A 15,570-nucleotide genomic window follows, 5' to 3' on the forward strand; every position below is an offset into this window, starting at 1 on the left:
ATGGAAAAACAAGCTGTATTGGAAGTAAAAGATTTGAAGAAGCATTTTTATCTCGACAAAGGGGAAACGCTGAAAGCGGTGGACGGAGTTTCTTTTAAAATATACAAAGGTGAAACATTCGGGCTTGTCGGGGAATCTGGATGCGGAAAGTCGACCGCCGGCAGGACGATCATTGGCCTGTATGAAAGGACGGATGGCGAGGTTTTATACAACGGGCGAAATGTCCATACAATGAACGAAAAAGAAAAGTTTGCTTTTCACAGGCAGATGCAGATGATTTTCCAGGATCCGTATGCCTCGCTGAACCCGAGGTCAACTGTCCGGGAAATCATTTCTGAGCCAATGGAGGTGCACGGTTTATATGCCTCCAATAAGAAAGCACGGCTTCAGCGTGTTTATCAGCTGCTGGAGGATGTTGGGCTTAACCGGGACCATGCCAACCGTTATCCCCATGAATTCAGCGGTGGGCAGCGGCAGCGAATAGGCATTGCCCGCTCGCTCGCACTTGATCCTGAATTCATTATTGCTGATGAACCGATTTCAGCTCTTGATGTCTCTGTCCAGGCTCAGGTGGTAAATCTGCTGAAACGGCTGCAAAAGGAAAAAGGCCTGACATTTTTATTCATCGCCCATGACCTGTCCATGGTGAAGCAAATCAGTGACCGGATCGGCGTCATGTATCTGGGGCATTTTGTTGAGCTGACAGACAGCGCCAAACTTTATAAAAATCCGCTGCATCCATATACACAGGCACTTTTATCTGCCATCCCGATTCCGGATCCGGACGTTGAGGACAGGCGGGAACGGATCATTTTAAAAGGAGACCTGCCAAGCCCGATGGATCCTCCAAGCGGCTGTGTTTTCAGGACACGATGCCAGTACGCGATGGATGTGTGTGCCGGGCAGAAGCCTGCCTGGCAGGAAATTGAATCGAACCATTTTGTCGCCTGCCATCTCTATGATAAAAATAAACCCTCAGCAAAACAGACCCTGCCGTTAATTACAATCAGATGATTAATAATAAAATGATAGAGTTTGAGGAATCAATCATCAATGAAATTAAAAAATGCAAAGGCAGGGCCAGTATTAAACTAGTTATTGATAATTACATTCTAAAAGTAGATAGCCAGGAGCCATTTCCGTCGGCCAGCCTCATTAAAATTCCTATACTAATAGCTGCCTACCGGCAAAAGGAGCTCGGACTGCTTGACCATCAAAGGAGGATAACAGTTGCCGCCGGAAAAACCGTGGGTGGCGCAGGGGTGTTGCAGGCATTGTCGGGAAACCTGTCTTACACCATTAAGGATTTGCTGACACTCATGATCATTGTTTCGGACAACTCCGCTACGAATCTATTAATCAATGAGATTGGAATGGAGTCCATCAACGATTGCCTTGTAAAGCTTGGCTTGGCAAAGACTTCACTGAACCGGCACATGATGGCTTTTGCCGCACTCCAGCAGGGAAGGGACAATTACACATGTGCAGACGATGTTGTGGAATGCCTGATGACAATCAACAACGGCATGTTTCTATCTAAGGATAGCAGAAGCGAGATGCTGAATATCCTGCAAATGCAGCAATTCAAGGATAAGCTGCCGGCCTTGATGGATCCCGGTGTAGTCACAACTGCGAATAAAACTGGCGAGCTTCCAGGCGTCCAACATGATTGCGCAATCATTCAATGTAATGATAAAACCGCCATTGTGGCAGTTTTAACTGACCAGCTGCGCAGCCACGAGGATGGCAGGCAGACAATCAGGAAAATAGGAAAACTTGTCTTCGATTTCATTTCCGAAAAACAATGCTGAATGTTGATTTCCTTGTATATGAAAAAACACATATGAAGGTCGATCAAAGACACAATTCCCTTGACATAGCAGGTAAATTTGAAAAACCACATAACCCACCCTCGCGCATGCATCGAGGGGATAAAAACGATATTGTCATATCGGCCAGGAAACCGCCACAGGTTTCCTGGCCGTTTCTGTTTGCCAGCCAATTCTATAGGGAATTTAAGGCAATAAATAAATTTCATGATAAGGGGGGTCGGTCAGCTTAGATTTTACGAGGCTGCCTTCAGTAACAAGTTCCTGCAGACGCTCTTCAATTACTGATGGCTTTTCACCAAGCAGATCAGCAACTTTTACGATTGATATCGACATGTATTTTGGTTTTTTTGATGAGGCAGCGATCATCGTATGCACATAGTCGCGGAAGCTCTCTTTATCCAAAACAGACACCTTCTTTCTAAGGATTATTTAACAAATGTTGATTTTCTTTAATAAAATTCCAAGAAAAGTGGATATTATTCTTAACGACTAGGAGGGACAGCCATGGGTTATCATCCCCCGAAAGATATAGCGAAATTGGCGGTCGAAGCTGGTGCAAAAAAGGCCGGGCTTCCAATGAGGAGCATGTTGATTTTAGGATTTCTCGCGGGCGCTTTCATCTCAATCGGGTATTTGCTTGATATCAGGGTCATTGCCAATTTGCCGGAAGAATGGGGGACGTTTGGCTCCTTTTTGGGTGCCGCAGTTTTCCCGTTGGGATTGGTGCTGATCATTCTTGCAGGAGGAGAGCTTTTAACCGGCAATATGATGGCGGTGTCAATGGCTTTTTTCGCCAAAAAGGTCAGTCCCGGCAGGCTTCTTCATAATTGGTTTTGGATCACGTTAAGCAATTTGATTGGCGCGCTGTTCGTTGCATATTTTTTTGGGCATGTAGCAGGCCTGACAGACCACGGCCCATATTTGGAAAAGACCGTGGCAATCGCCCACGCGAAGCTGGAAGAGGGGTTTATTGAGAGCCTTGCTTCTGCAGTGGGATGCAATTGGCTGGTCGGGCTTGCGGTATGGCTTTCCTACGGGTCAGATGAATTCAGCGGCAAAATTCTTGCCATTTGGTTCCCGATCATGGGATTCGTCGCGATTGGCTTCCAGCACGTGGTGGCGAACATGTTTGTCATTCCTGCGGCCATTTTTGCAGGCCATTTCAGCTGGCTTGATTTCCTGAACAACTTCATACCTGTATTTATCGGAAATGCTATAGGCGGGAGCATCTTTGTTGCACTGGCTTATTATCTGGCCTATCCCGGCATCGACTCATCCAAAGCGTAGAAGGACGACCTAGAACTGACATATTAAGGAGGAACGCAACATGAAGGACAATGCTTTTTCGTTTAGGATCAACGGAAAAGAATATAAAGCAAACCCTGGCCAGACAATTGTGGAGGCGGCGCGGGACCAGGACTTTTTTATTCCGGCTATCTGTTTTCACCCGAACCTGGGAAGCATCCAAACATGTGATACATGCTTTGTGAATGTAGGAGGGGAACTCGTCCGCTCCTGCACGACCAAGGTTGTACCAGGCATGAATGTGGACACTTTGTCCGAACCTGTAAAAGATGCCCAGTATGAAGGCATTTCCAGAATCTTAAAAAATCACGAGCTTTACTGCACCGTATGTGACAACAATAACGGGAACTGTACTGTCCATAATACAGTGGAACACATGGGACTTGCCCATCAGAAATATCCATTTGAAGCCAAGCCTTATCCGCCAGATAACTCACATCCATTTTACCGGTATGAACCGGACCAGTGCATCCTGTGCGGGCGCTGTGTGGAGGCCTGCCAGGATGTTCAGGTGAACGAGACACTGACAATTGATTGGAGCCGTGAAGTGCCGCGCGTCATATGGGACAACGATGTGCCTATTGACGAATCATCATGCGTGTCATGCGGTCATTGTGTCAATGTTTGTCCGTGCAACGCTTTGATGGAAAAATCGATGCTTGGTGAAGCCGGATATTTGACGGGCATCCCACCAAAAATATTAGGACCGATGATTGATTTAACGAAGGAAGTGGAGCCTGGTTACAGAGAGATTTTTGCCATATCTGAAATGGAAGCGGCAATGCGAAAAGCTCGTATCAACATCACTAAAACGGTTTGTACATATTGCGGTGTCGGCTGCAGCTTTGAGGTATGGACGAAGGACCGCGACATTTTAAGGATCCAGCCAACTGAAGAGGCGCCTGTTAACGGGATTTCCACATGTGTGAAAGGAAAATGGGGCTGGGAATTCATCAACAGCCCTGAACGTCTGACAAAACCACTGATCCGCAAAGGAGAAGAGTTTATCGAAGCAACCTGGGATGAGGCTTTATCGCTTGTTGCTGAAAAGCTCGGCGGGATGAAAGAAGAGCTGGGGCCCCATTCAATTGGGTATATCGCTTCTTCAAAATGTTCGAATGAGGAAAATTATCTGTTCCAAAAATTTGTCCGGGCTGTCATGGGAACCAACAATGTCGACAACTGTTCAAGGTATTGCCAGTCGCCTGCAACAGCAGCATTGTTGAGAACGGTCGGCCTCGGCGGCGATGCAGGCACGATGCAGGATATCATGGCCGCCGACCTCGTTTTCGTTATCGGCGCAAACCCGGCTGAGTCCCATCCTGTTCTTGCGACACGGGTAAAACGGGCACATAAGCTGCACGGCCAGAAATTAATCGTAGCTGATCTTCGGGAGCATGAGCTTGCACAGCGTGCCGACATGCTGGTCCATCCAATACCAAGCACTGATTTAATTTGGCTTAATGCGGTATCGAAATATATTCTTGACCAGGGCTGGGAAGACCGGGAATTCCTTGACAAACGCGTCAACGGGTTTGAAGAATATGCCAAATCACTCGAAAAATTTACGCTTGAATATGCTGAAGAGAAAACCGGCTTAAGCAAAGAAGAGCTGATCAAAATGGCCACAATGATCCATGAGGCCAAGTCTGTGAGCATTTTATGGGCTATGGGCATCACACAGCACAGCGGCGCTACCGATGCAAGCACGGCGATATCCAATTTGTTGTTGCTTACTGGGAATTACGGACGCCCCGGGACAGGTGGGTATCCGCTCCGGGGTCATAATAATGTGCAGGGAGCCTGCGATTTTGGCACGATGCCTGCGTGGTTCCCAGGCTATCAGCCGGTACAGGATCCAAGTGTCCGCGAAAAATTCGAGAAAGCGTGGGGCGTATCACTGCCGGCCGAACCAGGACATGACAACCATCACATGGTTGAAGCAATCCATAAAGGTGAAATCAAGGCTATGTATCTGTTCGGTGAGGAAATGGCCCTTGTCGATGCAAATGCCAATCACGTACAGGAAGCATTGCAAAAGCTGGACTTCTTCGTGGTGCAGGATATCTTCTTCAGTAAAACGGCACAATTTGCCGATGTCGTGCTTCCCGCTGCACCGAGCCTTGAAAAAGACGGTACCTTCGTCAACACAGAGCGCCGGATTCAGCGTTTCTATAAGGTATTTGAGCCGCTGGGCGACGCAAAGCCCGACTGGATGATTTTCCAGGAGCTCGCCAACCGCCTTGGCGCCGAATGGAACTACCAGCATCCCGGGGAAATCATGGATGAAGCCGCAAGACTTGCACCGTTGTTTGCCGGGGTTAGCTACGACCGGCTCGAGGGCTGGAATTCCCAAGTATGGCCAGTCATGCCGGACGGGCAGGATACGCCACTGCTTTATACTGAGAGGTTCGCATTCCCGGATGGAAAAGCAAGGCTTTTTCCAGTCGACTGGACACCGCCGTTTGAAGCAGGCGCTGATTATGATCTGCACTTGAATAACGGGCGTATCCTCGAACATTTCCATGAGGGCAATCTGACTTACCGGAATGAAGGTCTGCGGCATAAAGTGCCAGACACATGGCTGGAAGTTTCATTGGAACTCGCCAAGGAACGCGGCCTTGAGGACGGCTCGCTCGTCCGCCTGACATCTCCATATGGACAAGTCGAGGTCCGGGTAATCGTTACCGACCGGGTAAAAGGCAATGAGCTGTGGCTCCCGATGAATACATTTGATGACCAAAAAGCTGTCAACTACTTGACAAGCAGTGAACATGATTATCTCACCCATACGCCTGCATACAAAGAAATGGGTGTCAAAATGGAAATTCTGGAAGTGGAAGGCGCTCCACCGCTGCCAGACCACAACCACCGATATGGCAACAGGGTTCCTCAGATCAGTGTTAAAGTCGAAGAAAAATGGAAACGTTCTGATTTCACCGCAATACCGGAGCTGTTCCAACTAGAGGGGGATGAATATGGCGAAAGCAATCAGGCAAATTAGAAAAGAAACACCGAATCCCGCTGAAGAACAGGCTAAAGCAATGGCCGACATCGTACAAGAGCTTACCGAAAACCGTGAAGCAGTCATGCAGGTCATTGGAATTTTGAGGGGGTTGCATGACGCGAGGGTTCTAGAGACAGTGCATGGCCTTTTAGACCAGCGCGACGAGGTTGGGGCAATCGCCATTCAGCAGATCAACCAGCCTGCTGTCCACAATATGATCAAGTCAGGCATGAATATGCTGAAATTTTTAGGTTCGATGCAGCCAGGGCAGCTTGACACCATATTCCAGGGTGTGGGCCTGGGGTTGGAGCGTCTGTCCAAAACCGGGGAGAAGGGTAAAAAGCAAAGCATATGGAAAATGAGAAGACGGCTCAGGAGTCCTGAAATCCGGGCTGCCATGACCACCATGGTAGATTTTCTTGAGGGAATGGGTGAAGCTTTCTTAGGCAACAGAAAAGAAAGTCATTAAAAGGAGGCTTGAAGCTGTGGAAAACGGTGTTGTAAACGTGAAGGATATGGCCAATCAGCATGATGCCGACAAGGTGCTCCATGCCCTCCTTGATGTGTGGGGTGTCCTCAGGGCCGAAATCAATTTATCCAAAGGCGAGGCGCTGTTCACCTATGACAAACGGATGGCGTCCATTGTTGACATTGAACAGGCCATCATTGATACAGGCTATGACATTTACCATGAGCCAGATTCAAATGTAAAGCATTTAACATAAGTACAGGGAGTGAGAACATAATGAGATTATGTGAAGTTTGCGGCACCAAAGAAGAGATGGATGGACGTGAAACAGAGGTCATGGAACATGTGATCCTGCATGTGTGTGAAAGCTGCCGGGAAGACCGTAAAATGAACCCGATCGAAAATTGGGTTTTCTAGTATCTCCTGCAGAAGTCAAATCATAACACGTTTGAATAGTCAGCTTATGCGAGCAGTTGCGTGCCGGCCGGGCGCTGGCAGGGATGAAACACAAGGGGGTGCAGTGGTGAAGCCTATCGAAGTAAAAAGGGAAATTCTCCGGTTCGGAAACGGTGAAGCGCAAAGAATCGAAGATGCAATCGTTACGGAATACCCAGTTACCATTAAATTGAACGGGAAAGAAGTGGCCACGCTCGTCTGCACCCCTGATTATATCGAAGATTTAGCGGCAGGATTCCTGGCGTCCGAAGGAATTATAAGGACCTATCAGGAAATTGACGACCTGTGGGTGGATGAAAAAAACGGAATCGTTAACATAACAGCTATCAGAGTCAATCCCTATTATGAGTCCTTTGTGAACAAGCGGTACATTACTTCATGCTGCGGACTGGGGCGGCAGGCATTTGTCTTTGTTAATGATGCCATGATTACGAAAAAAATTGACAGCTATCGTGTAAAGGTCTCACTCGATGACTGCTTTGAGTTAATGAAAAAATTACAGCAATCCTCAAAAACGTTTCAAAACACCGGCGGTGTACATAATGCTGCATTATGTAAAGACGGGAAGGTCGTGCTGAGCAGAATGGATATTGGCAGGCATAATGCTCTCGATAAAATTTATGGACATTGTTTGAAAAATGAAATTGCATTATCTGACAAGCTTCTCGTCTTCAGCGGCCGTATCTCATCTGAAATTTTGGTGAAGGCAGCGAAAATAGGCTGTGAAATTGTGCTGTCCAAGTCAGCACCGACAGAACTTGCCCTGCAATTAGCCGAAGAGCTGGGAATTACTACAATTGGATTCATCCGGGAGGGATCGCTGAATGTCTACACCTGTCCTGAACGATTGATCATGGCATCTGGCTAGGGTACAGTTCATCCACAGTAGTAAACTCAGTAATGTTACCGCTGGCTGATTGCTGCGAATGTTATTCTCTGTATAACACGTTGTAACCTGAAAGGCAAAAGGATATCCTTTTGTCTGTTTTTTTGTGCATTTTGGCAAAATACAGAAAGGAAGTGTCCGCTAAATAAAAGAAAGTGAACAGCTATTTATTTGCTAGCAAGTGATACCAGACTGATACCCAGAAAAATAATGTTCGACCATCCCGGATTCAGGTTATTTTTGTAAGCACCAATCAAATTATTAGAACTCACTGGTAAATTCAATAATAATAGTAATGAAAATAAAAGCAGAAGATGGTGATAAATTGGCTCATCACGATTTCACGGAAGGAAAAATATTTAAACAGATCTACGTTTTTTCGACTCCGATCATTTTAACAAATCTCTTACAGGTATCGTTTCAATTTATAGACAGCCTGTGGGTCGGAAATCTCATCGGCGCCGATGCCCTTGGTGCAGTAGCTGTTTCCGGCACCGTAATTTTTACGGTTCTGTCCTTTATCATCGGCATCAATAATGCTGCTTTGACAATTCTTTCCCAGCAGAAAGGCAAGGATGACAAATCAGCTTTATCGAACTATTTAAATGCGTTTGTCGTCATTTTATCCCTTTTTTCCATTACTCTGGGACTGATTGGTTATTTCTTCTCTGAAACAATTCTTGTTATGCTGGGCACGCCGGCGGACATGGTACCGATGGCTACCGATTACCTGCAGATTAACTTTATCGGGATTTTGTTCCTGCTTGGATATAATTTTATCAGCACGATTTTAAGGGCCATTGGCGACAGCAAGTCGCCTCTTTATTTCGTTGTGGCGGCCGTGGTCCTGAATGCGATTCTTGACCCTTTATTCATAGCTGTTTTCGGATGGGGCTTCGAAGGCGCGGCATACGCGACCGTCCTGGCGCAGGGACTAGCCTTCTTGTACGGGCTGCATTATTCCATGCGCCGGAAGCTTGCCCCGTTTAAAGTTCCGTCGCTTCCGAAAAGGGACGAAGCTGCCCTTATCTTTAAGCTTGGAATCCCATCAGGCCTGCAGATGGCGGTCATTTCGGCAGGAGTAATGGCGATCATGAGTGTGGTAAACTCTTTTGGCAGCGACGTCGTGGCCGGTTTTGGTGCTGCCCAGCGAATCGACAGCATCATCATGCTGCCGGCACACGCACTTGGAACAGCAGTAAACAGCATGGCTGGGCAGAATATAGGAGCGGGCCGCTGGGACAGGGTAAATAAGATTGCGCTGTATGGTGTTATTTACAATTTTGCCATCATGCTTGCCATTGGTATTTTAATTGTCTTATTCGCCAGATACGGGATCAGCCTTTTCATCCGTAATCCGGACGCTGTTGATTTCGGTGCAGAATATTTGCGCCTGATTGCCTTTTTCTATCCTTTTCTGGGCATCAATTTCATCCTCAATGGAGTGGTGCGTGGTGCCGGCGCTATGTTTCAGGTACTGGTCCTGAATATCATCTCCTTCTGGGTGCTTCGTTACCCGTTGACGTTTTTAGGGGCACGACTGCTAGGTGATGAAGGTATCGCCTTCGGTATGGGCATAAGCTTCCTGGCCAGCAGCATGATCGCCTTTGCCTATTACAGGTACGGTAAGTGGCGTGGCAAGGAGATTTTTTAAAACTCATGTGAAAATTGTTTGTCCCTCGTTCCGTAAGGGTATTTTAACAGCAAGAAATTCGAAAGGATGATAGCATTATGCTCTGGAGTATTGTAGGTATTCTTATTGCACTCTGGGTGCTCGGCCTGATATTTGAAATAGCAGGCGGAATCATCCATATCCTGCTTGTCATCGCATTGATTGTGGTCGCATTTAAGGTGATTAAAGGGAGGACAACCGGATAGTACTATATACAGTAATATTACACAGGCTATTTTTTAAAAAAATCCAACCTCAGCAGGGTTGGATTTTTTTGCTTTAGATCCGGGCCAAAGCTTGCGGAATCGGTTCCTTCCCGTTCAAAATTTCAAAAGTCTTTCGGAAGGTATTGCTGCGGTCAATTGTTTCAATAATGACTTCGGCGACATCTTCACGGGTGATTTCACGCTTTTCATAGTGCATAATTTTTTCCTCAAGGTTAATCTTGCCGGTTTCCGGTTCATTTGTTAATATCCCAGGCCGAATGATCGTATAGTTTAAATTAGTGGATTTCAGATGGTCGTCTGCAAGCTTTTTGGCCACAAAGTAATGGCGCATGCTTTCCGGGCCTTTGTCGGGTGTATCGGCATTCATGGAACTTACAATTAGGAACCTGTTGATGCTCCTGGCCACCGCCTCATCAATCGTTTTGATCGCTGCCCATAAATCGATCAACATTATTTTGTCAGCGCCAGTATGGCCCCCGGAACCGGCAGTGAATATGACTGCATCTGCACCTTCGAAGGCGTGCGAGAAGTCTTTCTCCAGGTCAGCGATGACGACCTGGTCAGCACCGATGCCTTTCAATTCAGCGGCTTGCTCTTGTTTTCGGACCATAGCTACAGACTTATGTTCAGTGCCGGAAAGCTTACGCACAACATGCCTGCCAATTTGACCGTTGGCCCCTACAATCAGGATGTTCATCAAATTCCGCCTTTGTTCATTTGTTTGGTCCATTTTACCAAATACCTCGATTTTATTTAAAAGAAACCGGTTCGTCCTAATTCTTGTTCATATAATTGTCGGTTATTTCTCGGGCAAGCGCAGGAACAGACATAAACTGTCAATTCGATAGGAAATGCAGAAATCCAGAGTCGAACTCTGTCATACTCTGATTGCGATATATTTGTTATACGAAAAAAAATCTCCCCGATCCGAGCTAAACCGGGGAATGGCTGATACTCTTTAAAACGGGTCGTTATTAACGTCAGTGTAAGATTCTATTGCCTGGTCAAGGGCACGGAATGCTCCTCCGAAGGCGTTCGTAGCAGGAATGTCACCTGTGATGCGAAGTTCAGTCTGCGCATTTCTCGCGTGGGTGACAGCTCGGATCACGTCCTCGATCATCACTGTTTTGTCACCAGCAGACTCTTTTGCCTGCTCAAGCTCGCGGATGCACACATCAAGCTCATTCGATTCCGGATGGTCAAACGAATACTCCAATACTTCTTTTACATGCTGTAAAACTTCTTTCACTTCGTCCCCTCATTTCTTTCAAAGTCAGTGTCCATACGTATTTTGACCATCTCAATAAGGTTTATTCGGCCTCGGACACAGGACGGCGACAATTATGCACCGCGCTCCAGAGTGGTTAAGCAGCCGATTTGTCTCCAAGCTTTTTTCGTTCATGGGCCAGGTTGAATGACAAGGAGCACATAAAAAATAACAATCCGAGGCCGATATAACCGACCCCTGCCGCAAGCCCCATTTGCCGAGGGGAAAAGATTTCAAGTACCGCTCCTGTTGCAAACATCGAGATGCCAATGCATGTATTAGATAAAGTCGCTGTCAACCCGAAATAGTCACCATGCCATCTCGAGGGGATTGTCTCCATTGCAGCGGTGTCAAGCAGTGTGTTTCCAACACCGCCGAAAATCGATAAGAAGCCGAATAACAGGATGACAACTGCAAATGACTGGGCCTGGCTGATGCAGGCAAGAAAAACTCCTTCCATGGCCAGGCATAAGAATGCGATTGGAAGAAAGCGGCCTTTAATATGTTTCACGACCAAAGGGCTGATCATTAATCCCATGCCGAGTACACTGTAGAGAATCCCGACACCCAGGTCAGCTGCTTTAAATGTTTCTACTGCGTATACGCTGATCAGAACATTTTCAATACCGCTGATCAACGGCACCATAAATTCAAATGAAACGAGCATCAGTAAAAAGGACGATGCGGCGATTAACGAAACAATCTGGGAACGCCGTTTACCTGGCGTGTGATTCTCTGCATGGCCGTCAGCTTCAAGGGTTGGGATTGTGCAAATGATCAGCCCTGCACATACAAATGACAGGATGTTAATTACAAATGCTGCTGGAGCACCGAACAAATATGAGACAATGCCCCCGCTGAACGCTCCGATGATCAGAACAAAGCCCAATGATACCTGCTCCCATGAATTGACTTCTTTAATATTTATTTCTTCGATGACCGACGGAATACTCGCTTTCCTCGTCGGCGCATAAAAAGCTTCCCCCGTCGCTAGCAAAAAAGAGCCTATATAGATGATCCATAAATCGTCTGGCCCTTTTACCCATAAAAATAAACAGGCAAGGGCTGCCCGCATGAAATCGGTGAAGATCAGCAGCTTTTTACGTGAGAATTTTTCTGCAGCCCGGCTGCTGATTGGCCCGAACAACAAGAACGGTATGACCCTGAGTGCGAGCGTGAGCCCCACGGACAACCCTGATCCAGTGAGCTGGAGTATCAGCGTTAAAATGGCGACTTGGCTGAACCTGTCACCAATGCCATTTATCACTCCCGCAACAAACAATTTTCTATAAGAGTTTTCAATCCTGATTACATTAAACATAATTAGGCCTCCATTAAGACATCCATCTAATTAGATTTTAATCTAATTAGATATTATTCTAAATTGTTGTTGAAGTAAATCATTTTTATTAAAATGATTTTCGCTAAAAATGTATTACCAATTATTGTAAGTTTCAAAATGGAGCACTCGGTGTAAATGATTATAAAAAAGACAAAAGGAGGGAAAACGATGGAATTGACCAAGGCTATCGAAATTTTAAAAAAAGAGAGATTTACACAAGAGGAAATTCAAAGTGCATTTATGAGCCTGACTGAAAGCAGGGGCATCGAATATCAAGCTGTAAGCCATTTGCTGGAGGAGGATTCAGATTGAATTCCCACGCAGTAAACCTGACGGCAATACCGCCTGTCAGGTTTTTTGTTTTCTCAAGCAAAGTTAGTTTGTTATTGAAGTGAAATACTATATAATAAGTCCGATATTGATAACTGCCATGCAGCGAACAAAGTGAGGAGGTAAAGCAATGAAAATGAGGGTATCGGCGGTACAGTACCATTTGCATACAATCAGCTCGTTTGATGAATTTGCAGCCCAGTGCGAACATTACATTAAAAATGCCCAGGAGTACGGCGCCGAGTTTGTTCTGTTCCCTGAATTTTTTACGACACAGCTGCTTTCGATTGGAAACGGGAAAGGGGACAGCCTGACAATAAATGATCTTCCCGGGTTTACTGAACAATACACAGAGCTGTTTTCGAACTTTGCCAAAGAGACAAATATGCATATCATCGGCGGAACGCATGTTGTTTCCCAAAACGGGCATTTGTATAACGTAGCCCATTTGTTCTATCCGGATGGAAGAGTCGAAGAGCAGGCGAAACTTCATATCACACCGACAGAAGTCGATGAATGGAATATGTCCCGTGGCGATGACTTCCGTGTTTTTGATACGGATAAAGGCAGAATTGCCATGTTAACCTGTTATGACATTGAATTCCCGGAAATCGTGCGGATGGCTAAAGCAAAGGGCGCTGATGTCATTTTCTGTCCTTCATGTACGGATGATAGGCATGGGTTCCATCGTGTCCGCTACACAAGCCATGCACGGGCTGTAGAAAACCAAGTTTATGTTGTTGTCACCGGAACAGTCGGATCGCTGCCGACAGTCGACTTTATGAGGGCAAACTTCGGGCAGGCGGCCGTGATTACGCCTAACGACATACCATTTCCGCCGAAAGGGATTATGGTGGAAGGCGAGATTAACCACGACATGATCGTTACCGCTGATTTGGACCTTGAACTTTTGTTCGAGGTGCGCGAACGTGGTTCAGTCACAACGTGGCGTGACCGTAGGACTGATTTGTACACAGACTGGGAAGAAGCTGAAAAAAAATAAGGCGAAAATGGGGGCATTAAACTTGGAATATATCAGAGTCACCAGCATTGATGATCCACTCTTTACGAAGCTTCATAATTTAATGAAGGAAGTATTTCCGCCGGAAGAAGTGCTTGAGTTCAGTTTATGGAAGGAACCGCTTCAAGATCCGGGAATCAGGGTATTTGTGGCTGTCCATGAAGGAGAGGTAGTTGGTGTTACTGAATACCGTTACTATCCCGATTGGAATATCGCCATGACTGATTTCACCATTGTTGGCAAGCCGGGCTTGAGCCTTGGCCGATTCCTTGCCTCGAAGCGCCAGGAAGACCTCCAAAGCCTGGCGAGGGATAACGGGGATGATTTGTTTGGCATGTTTGCTGAGATCTATGATCCATACAGACGTGATGATCATGATTTCGGCGGAGTAAAAACGATGGATCCTTTCGTAAGGCGGGAAGTGCTATCTCATTTAGGATACCGTCGCCTCGACATCCCTTATGTCCATCCGTCATGGGAAAACGACGGCACAGCAGTCGAAGGGCTTGATCTGTGCTTTTTGCCGGGAAACGATGAGACCGGTGAACTTCCTGCCGCCCTCATCGTTGATTTTCTGACAACCTATTATGCAGTGCTGCCGAATAAGCCTCAGGAATGGCTGGATATGATTAAGAATCTTAAGAGCAGGGATACTGTAAGTTTGCTGCCATTATGATTTTTTAAGGGTCGCCTTTCTGTCTTGATAGAGAAGGGCGGTTTTTTTGCAGTAAATGACCATTTTGAAGTACGTTCGCGTATTTTCGACTGATAGATGAACCCACGGGTAATTTTGTTAAGAGTTTCATGTTTGCATATAATAAAGATCAACCTTGAAAGGAGTTGTTTAAATGCAATCATTAAAAGGAAAAACAGCATTAATAACAGGCGCAGGCAGAGGAATTGGACGGGCCACCGCAATTGCACTTGCAAAAGAAGGCGTCAATATCGGGCTTATTGGGCGGACTTTGTCAAATCTAGAAAAAGTGACACATGAACTAGCACAATATGGGGTGAATGTTTCAGGTGCGGCCGCCGATGTATCAGACCCTGAATCAGTCCAGCATGCATTAGGCCATGTGAGGGAGGAGATCGGTCCAATTGATATACTCATTAACAATGCAGGAATTGCAAAATTCGGCGGTTTTATGGAGCTGGATCCCGAAGAATGGGAACAAATTATCAAGGTCAACTTGATGGGCGTTTATCATGTTACGAGAGCTGTACTTCCAGAAATGATCGAGCGGAAAACAGGGGATATCATCAATATTTCTTCAAGCGCGGGCCTTAGAGGCGCACCAGTTACCAGTGCTTACAGCGCATCAAAGTTTGCAGTCCTCGGCCTTACCGAATCCCTTATGCTCGAAGTCAGAAAGCACAATATTCGTGTGAGTGCCCTGACTCCAAGCACAGTCGCAACAGATCTCGCGGTTGAAACAAACCTGGTCGGTGAAAATACAGAAAGAGTGATGCAGCCTGAGGACCTCGCAGAAATCATGGTAGCCCAGCTGAAGCTTCATCCGAGGGTGTTTGTCAAAAATGCAGGATTATGGTCTACAAATCCGTAGTATTGATAGTCTATACAAGGTGACTCGTTTCCATAAGCAAAAGGGGATTACATAATAATATTATGTAAATAGAGCATATTGTTCCGCCCCCATGAAAAAAGGTGCCAACCATCCGGTTCGCACCTTTTTTTCATTCCAACTAAAAGGAAAACTGGGGAATCCAATCCTGGGATCTTATCGATCTAAAGTAT

General features: G+C 46.2%; 18 protein-coding genes. 14 read left to right on the forward strand and 4 right to left on the reverse strand.

Features of this window, described 5'->3' with window-relative positions; translation table 11 throughout:
* A complete protein-coding gene (locus CVD19_RS14560; RefSeq protein WP_101582558.1) occupies positions 1-1,014 on the forward strand; it encodes an ABC transporter ATP-binding protein in 1,014 nt (337 codons plus the stop codon).
* A gap of 11 nt (positions 1,015-1,025) precedes the next feature.
* Positions 1,026-1,811 (forward strand): serine hydrolase, encoded by a 786-nt coding sequence (locus CVD19_RS14565; protein ID WP_180953630.1) that lies wholly within the window; start codon positions 1,026-1,028, stop codon positions 1,809-1,811.
* 204 nt (positions 1,812-2,015) lie between these two features.
* Here CVD19_RS14565 and CVD19_RS14570 read toward each other — a convergent pair whose 3' ends face one another.
* Positions 2,016-2,234, reverse strand: a complete 219-nt coding sequence (locus CVD19_RS14570) for a hypothetical protein (RefSeq protein WP_257985146.1) — start codon at positions 2,232-2,234, stop codon at positions 2,016-2,018.
* A 102-nt stretch (positions 2,235-2,336) separates the two neighbouring features.
* Between CVD19_RS14570 and CVD19_RS14575 the strand changes: the two genes are divergently transcribed.
* The 8 genes from CVD19_RS14575 (at position 2,337) to CVD19_RS24240 (ending at position 9,833) form a co-directional block, all read left to right on the forward strand.
* Positions 2,337-3,119: a formate/nitrite transporter family protein gene (locus tag CVD19_RS14575; protein WP_101582560.1), complete on the forward strand. Its 783-nt coding sequence runs from the start codon at positions 2,337-2,339 to the stop codon at positions 3,117-3,119.
* A 40-nt stretch (positions 3,120-3,159) separates the two neighbouring features.
* Entirely contained in the window at positions 3,160-6,141 is a 2,982-nt protein-coding gene (gene fdhF / locus CVD19_RS14580) for a formate dehydrogenase subunit alpha (protein WP_101582561.1), read from the forward strand.
* Positions 6,116-6,613, forward strand: coding sequence for a DUF1641 domain-containing protein (locus tag CVD19_RS14585; protein WP_101582562.1), 498 nt, complete (start codon positions 6,116-6,118; stop codon positions 6,611-6,613). Before fdhF ends, CVD19_RS14585 begins: the two co-directional genes overlap by 26 nt.
* A 16-nt stretch (positions 6,614-6,629) precedes the next feature.
* The gene (locus tag CVD19_RS14590; RefSeq protein WP_101582563.1) at positions 6,630-6,869 is read left to right on the forward strand and encodes a heavy-metal-associated domain-containing protein; all 240 of its coding nucleotides are present in this window, start codon (positions 6,630-6,632) and stop codon (positions 6,867-6,869) included.
* A gap of 20 nt (positions 6,870-6,889) precedes the next feature.
* On the forward strand, positions 6,890-7,030 hold the full coding sequence (locus tag CVD19_RS24780; protein ID WP_180953631.1) for a hypothetical protein: 141 nt from the start codon (positions 6,890-6,892) through the stop codon (positions 7,028-7,030).
* Between the two features lie 106 nt (positions 7,031-7,136).
* Positions 7,137-7,937 carry a formate dehydrogenase accessory sulfurtransferase FdhD gene (gene fdhD / locus CVD19_RS14595; RefSeq protein WP_101582564.1) on the forward strand — a complete coding sequence of 267 codons (801 nt, stop codon included), beginning with the start codon at positions 7,137-7,139 and terminating at the stop codon, positions 7,935-7,937.
* A 343-nt stretch (positions 7,938-8,280) separates the two neighbouring features.
* Positions 8,281-9,609, forward strand: coding sequence for an MATE family efflux transporter (locus tag CVD19_RS14600; protein ID WP_257985147.1), 1,329 nt, complete (start codon positions 8,281-8,283; stop codon positions 9,607-9,609).
* 77 nt (positions 9,610-9,686) lie between these two features.
* Positions 9,687-9,833 (forward strand): lmo0937 family membrane protein, encoded by a 147-nt coding sequence (locus CVD19_RS24240; protein WP_142383536.1) that lies wholly within the window; start codon positions 9,687-9,689, stop codon positions 9,831-9,833.
* Between the two features lie 73 nt (positions 9,834-9,906).
* Here CVD19_RS24240 and CVD19_RS14605 read toward each other — a convergent pair whose 3' ends face one another.
* The 3 genes from CVD19_RS14605 to CVD19_RS14615 form a co-directional block, all read right to left on the reverse strand.
* On the reverse strand, positions 9,907-10,584 hold the full coding sequence (locus tag CVD19_RS14605) for an SDR family oxidoreductase (protein ID WP_308314873.1): 678 nt from the start codon (positions 10,582-10,584) through the stop codon (positions 9,907-9,909).
* Between the two features lie 228 nt (positions 10,585-10,812).
* A complete protein-coding gene (locus tag CVD19_RS14610) occupies positions 10,813-11,103 on the reverse strand; it encodes a hypothetical protein (protein WP_101582567.1) in 291 nt (96 codons plus the stop codon).
* 115 nt (positions 11,104-11,218) lie between these two features.
* Entirely contained in the window at positions 11,219-12,442 is a 1,224-nt protein-coding gene (locus tag CVD19_RS14615) for an MFS transporter (protein WP_101582568.1), read from the reverse strand.
* 189 nt (positions 12,443-12,631) lie between these two features.
* On the opposite strand from CVD19_RS14615, the gene CVD19_RS24785 reads away from it, so the two are divergent.
* From CVD19_RS24785 to CVD19_RS14630, 4 genes are all read left to right on the forward strand, one after another.
* Positions 12,632-12,775, forward strand: a complete 144-nt coding sequence (locus CVD19_RS24785; protein ID WP_180953632.1) for a hypothetical protein — start codon at positions 12,632-12,634, stop codon at positions 12,773-12,775.
* Between the two features lie 148 nt (positions 12,776-12,923).
* On the forward strand, positions 12,924-13,796 hold the full coding sequence (locus CVD19_RS14620; RefSeq protein ID WP_101582569.1) for a carbon-nitrogen hydrolase family protein: 873 nt from the start codon (positions 12,924-12,926) through the stop codon (positions 13,794-13,796).
* Positions 13,797-13,818: 22 nt separating this feature from the next.
* Positions 13,819-14,490 (forward strand): GNAT family acetyltransferase, encoded by a 672-nt coding sequence (locus tag CVD19_RS14625; RefSeq protein WP_101582570.1) that lies wholly within the window; start codon positions 13,819-13,821, stop codon positions 14,488-14,490.
* Between the two features lie 172 nt (positions 14,491-14,662).
* A complete protein-coding gene (locus CVD19_RS14630) occupies positions 14,663-15,379 on the forward strand; it encodes a 3-ketoacyl-ACP reductase (protein ID WP_101582571.1) in 717 nt (238 codons plus the stop codon).
* The last annotated feature ends 191 nt before the right edge of the window (positions 15,380-15,570 follow it).

Source organism: Bacillus sp. T33-2 (assembly GCF_002860205.1).
Classification (GTDB): Bacteria; Bacillota; Bacilli; order Bacillales; family Cytobacillaceae; genus T33-2.

What these genes read in the sequence shown, in the direction of transcription:
- CVD19_RS24785 (WP_180953632.1), top strand. Translation starts at nt 12,632, where the DNA reads ATGGAATTGACCAAGGCTATCGAAATTTTAAAAAAAGAGAGATTTACA.
- CVD19_RS14630 (WP_101582571.1), top strand. Translation starts at nt 14,663, where the DNA reads ATGCAATCATTAAAAGGAAAAACAGCATTAATAACAGGCGCAGGCAGA.
- CVD19_RS14575 (WP_101582560.1), top strand. Translation starts at nt 2,337, where the DNA reads ATGGGTTATCATCCCCCGAAAGATATAGCGAAATTGGCGGTCGAAGCT.
- CVD19_RS14585 (WP_101582562.1), top strand. Translation starts at nt 6,116, where the DNA reads ATGGCGAAAGCAATCAGGCAAATTAGAAAAGAAACACCGAATCCCGCT.
- CVD19_RS14565 (WP_180953630.1), top strand. Translation starts at nt 1,026, where the DNA reads ATGATAGAGTTTGAGGAATCAATCATCAATGAAATTAAAAAATGCAAA.
- CVD19_RS14560 (WP_101582558.1), top strand. Translation starts at nt 1, where the DNA reads ATGGAAAAACAAGCTGTATTGGAAGTAAAAGATTTGAAGAAGCATTTT.
- CVD19_RS24240 (WP_142383536.1), top strand. Translation starts at nt 9,687, where the DNA reads ATGCTCTGGAGTATTGTAGGTATTCTTATTGCACTCTGGGTGCTCGGC.
- CVD19_RS14605 (WP_308314873.1), bottom strand. Translation starts at nt 10,584, where the DNA reads ATGGACCAAACAAATGAACAAAGGCGGAATTTGATGAACATCCTGATT.
- CVD19_RS24780 (WP_180953631.1), top strand. Translation starts at nt 6,890, where the DNA reads ATGAGATTATGTGAAGTTTGCGGCACCAAAGAAGAGATGGATGGACGT.
- CVD19_RS14620 (WP_101582569.1), top strand. Translation starts at nt 12,924, where the DNA reads ATGAAAATGAGGGTATCGGCGGTACAGTACCATTTGCATACAATCAGC.
- CVD19_RS14615 (WP_101582568.1), bottom strand. Translation starts at nt 12,442, where the DNA reads ATGTTTAATGTAATCAGGATTGAAAACTCTTATAGAAAATTGTTTGTT.
- fdhF (WP_101582561.1), top strand. Translation starts at nt 3,160, where the DNA reads ATGAAGGACAATGCTTTTTCGTTTAGGATCAACGGAAAAGAATATAAA.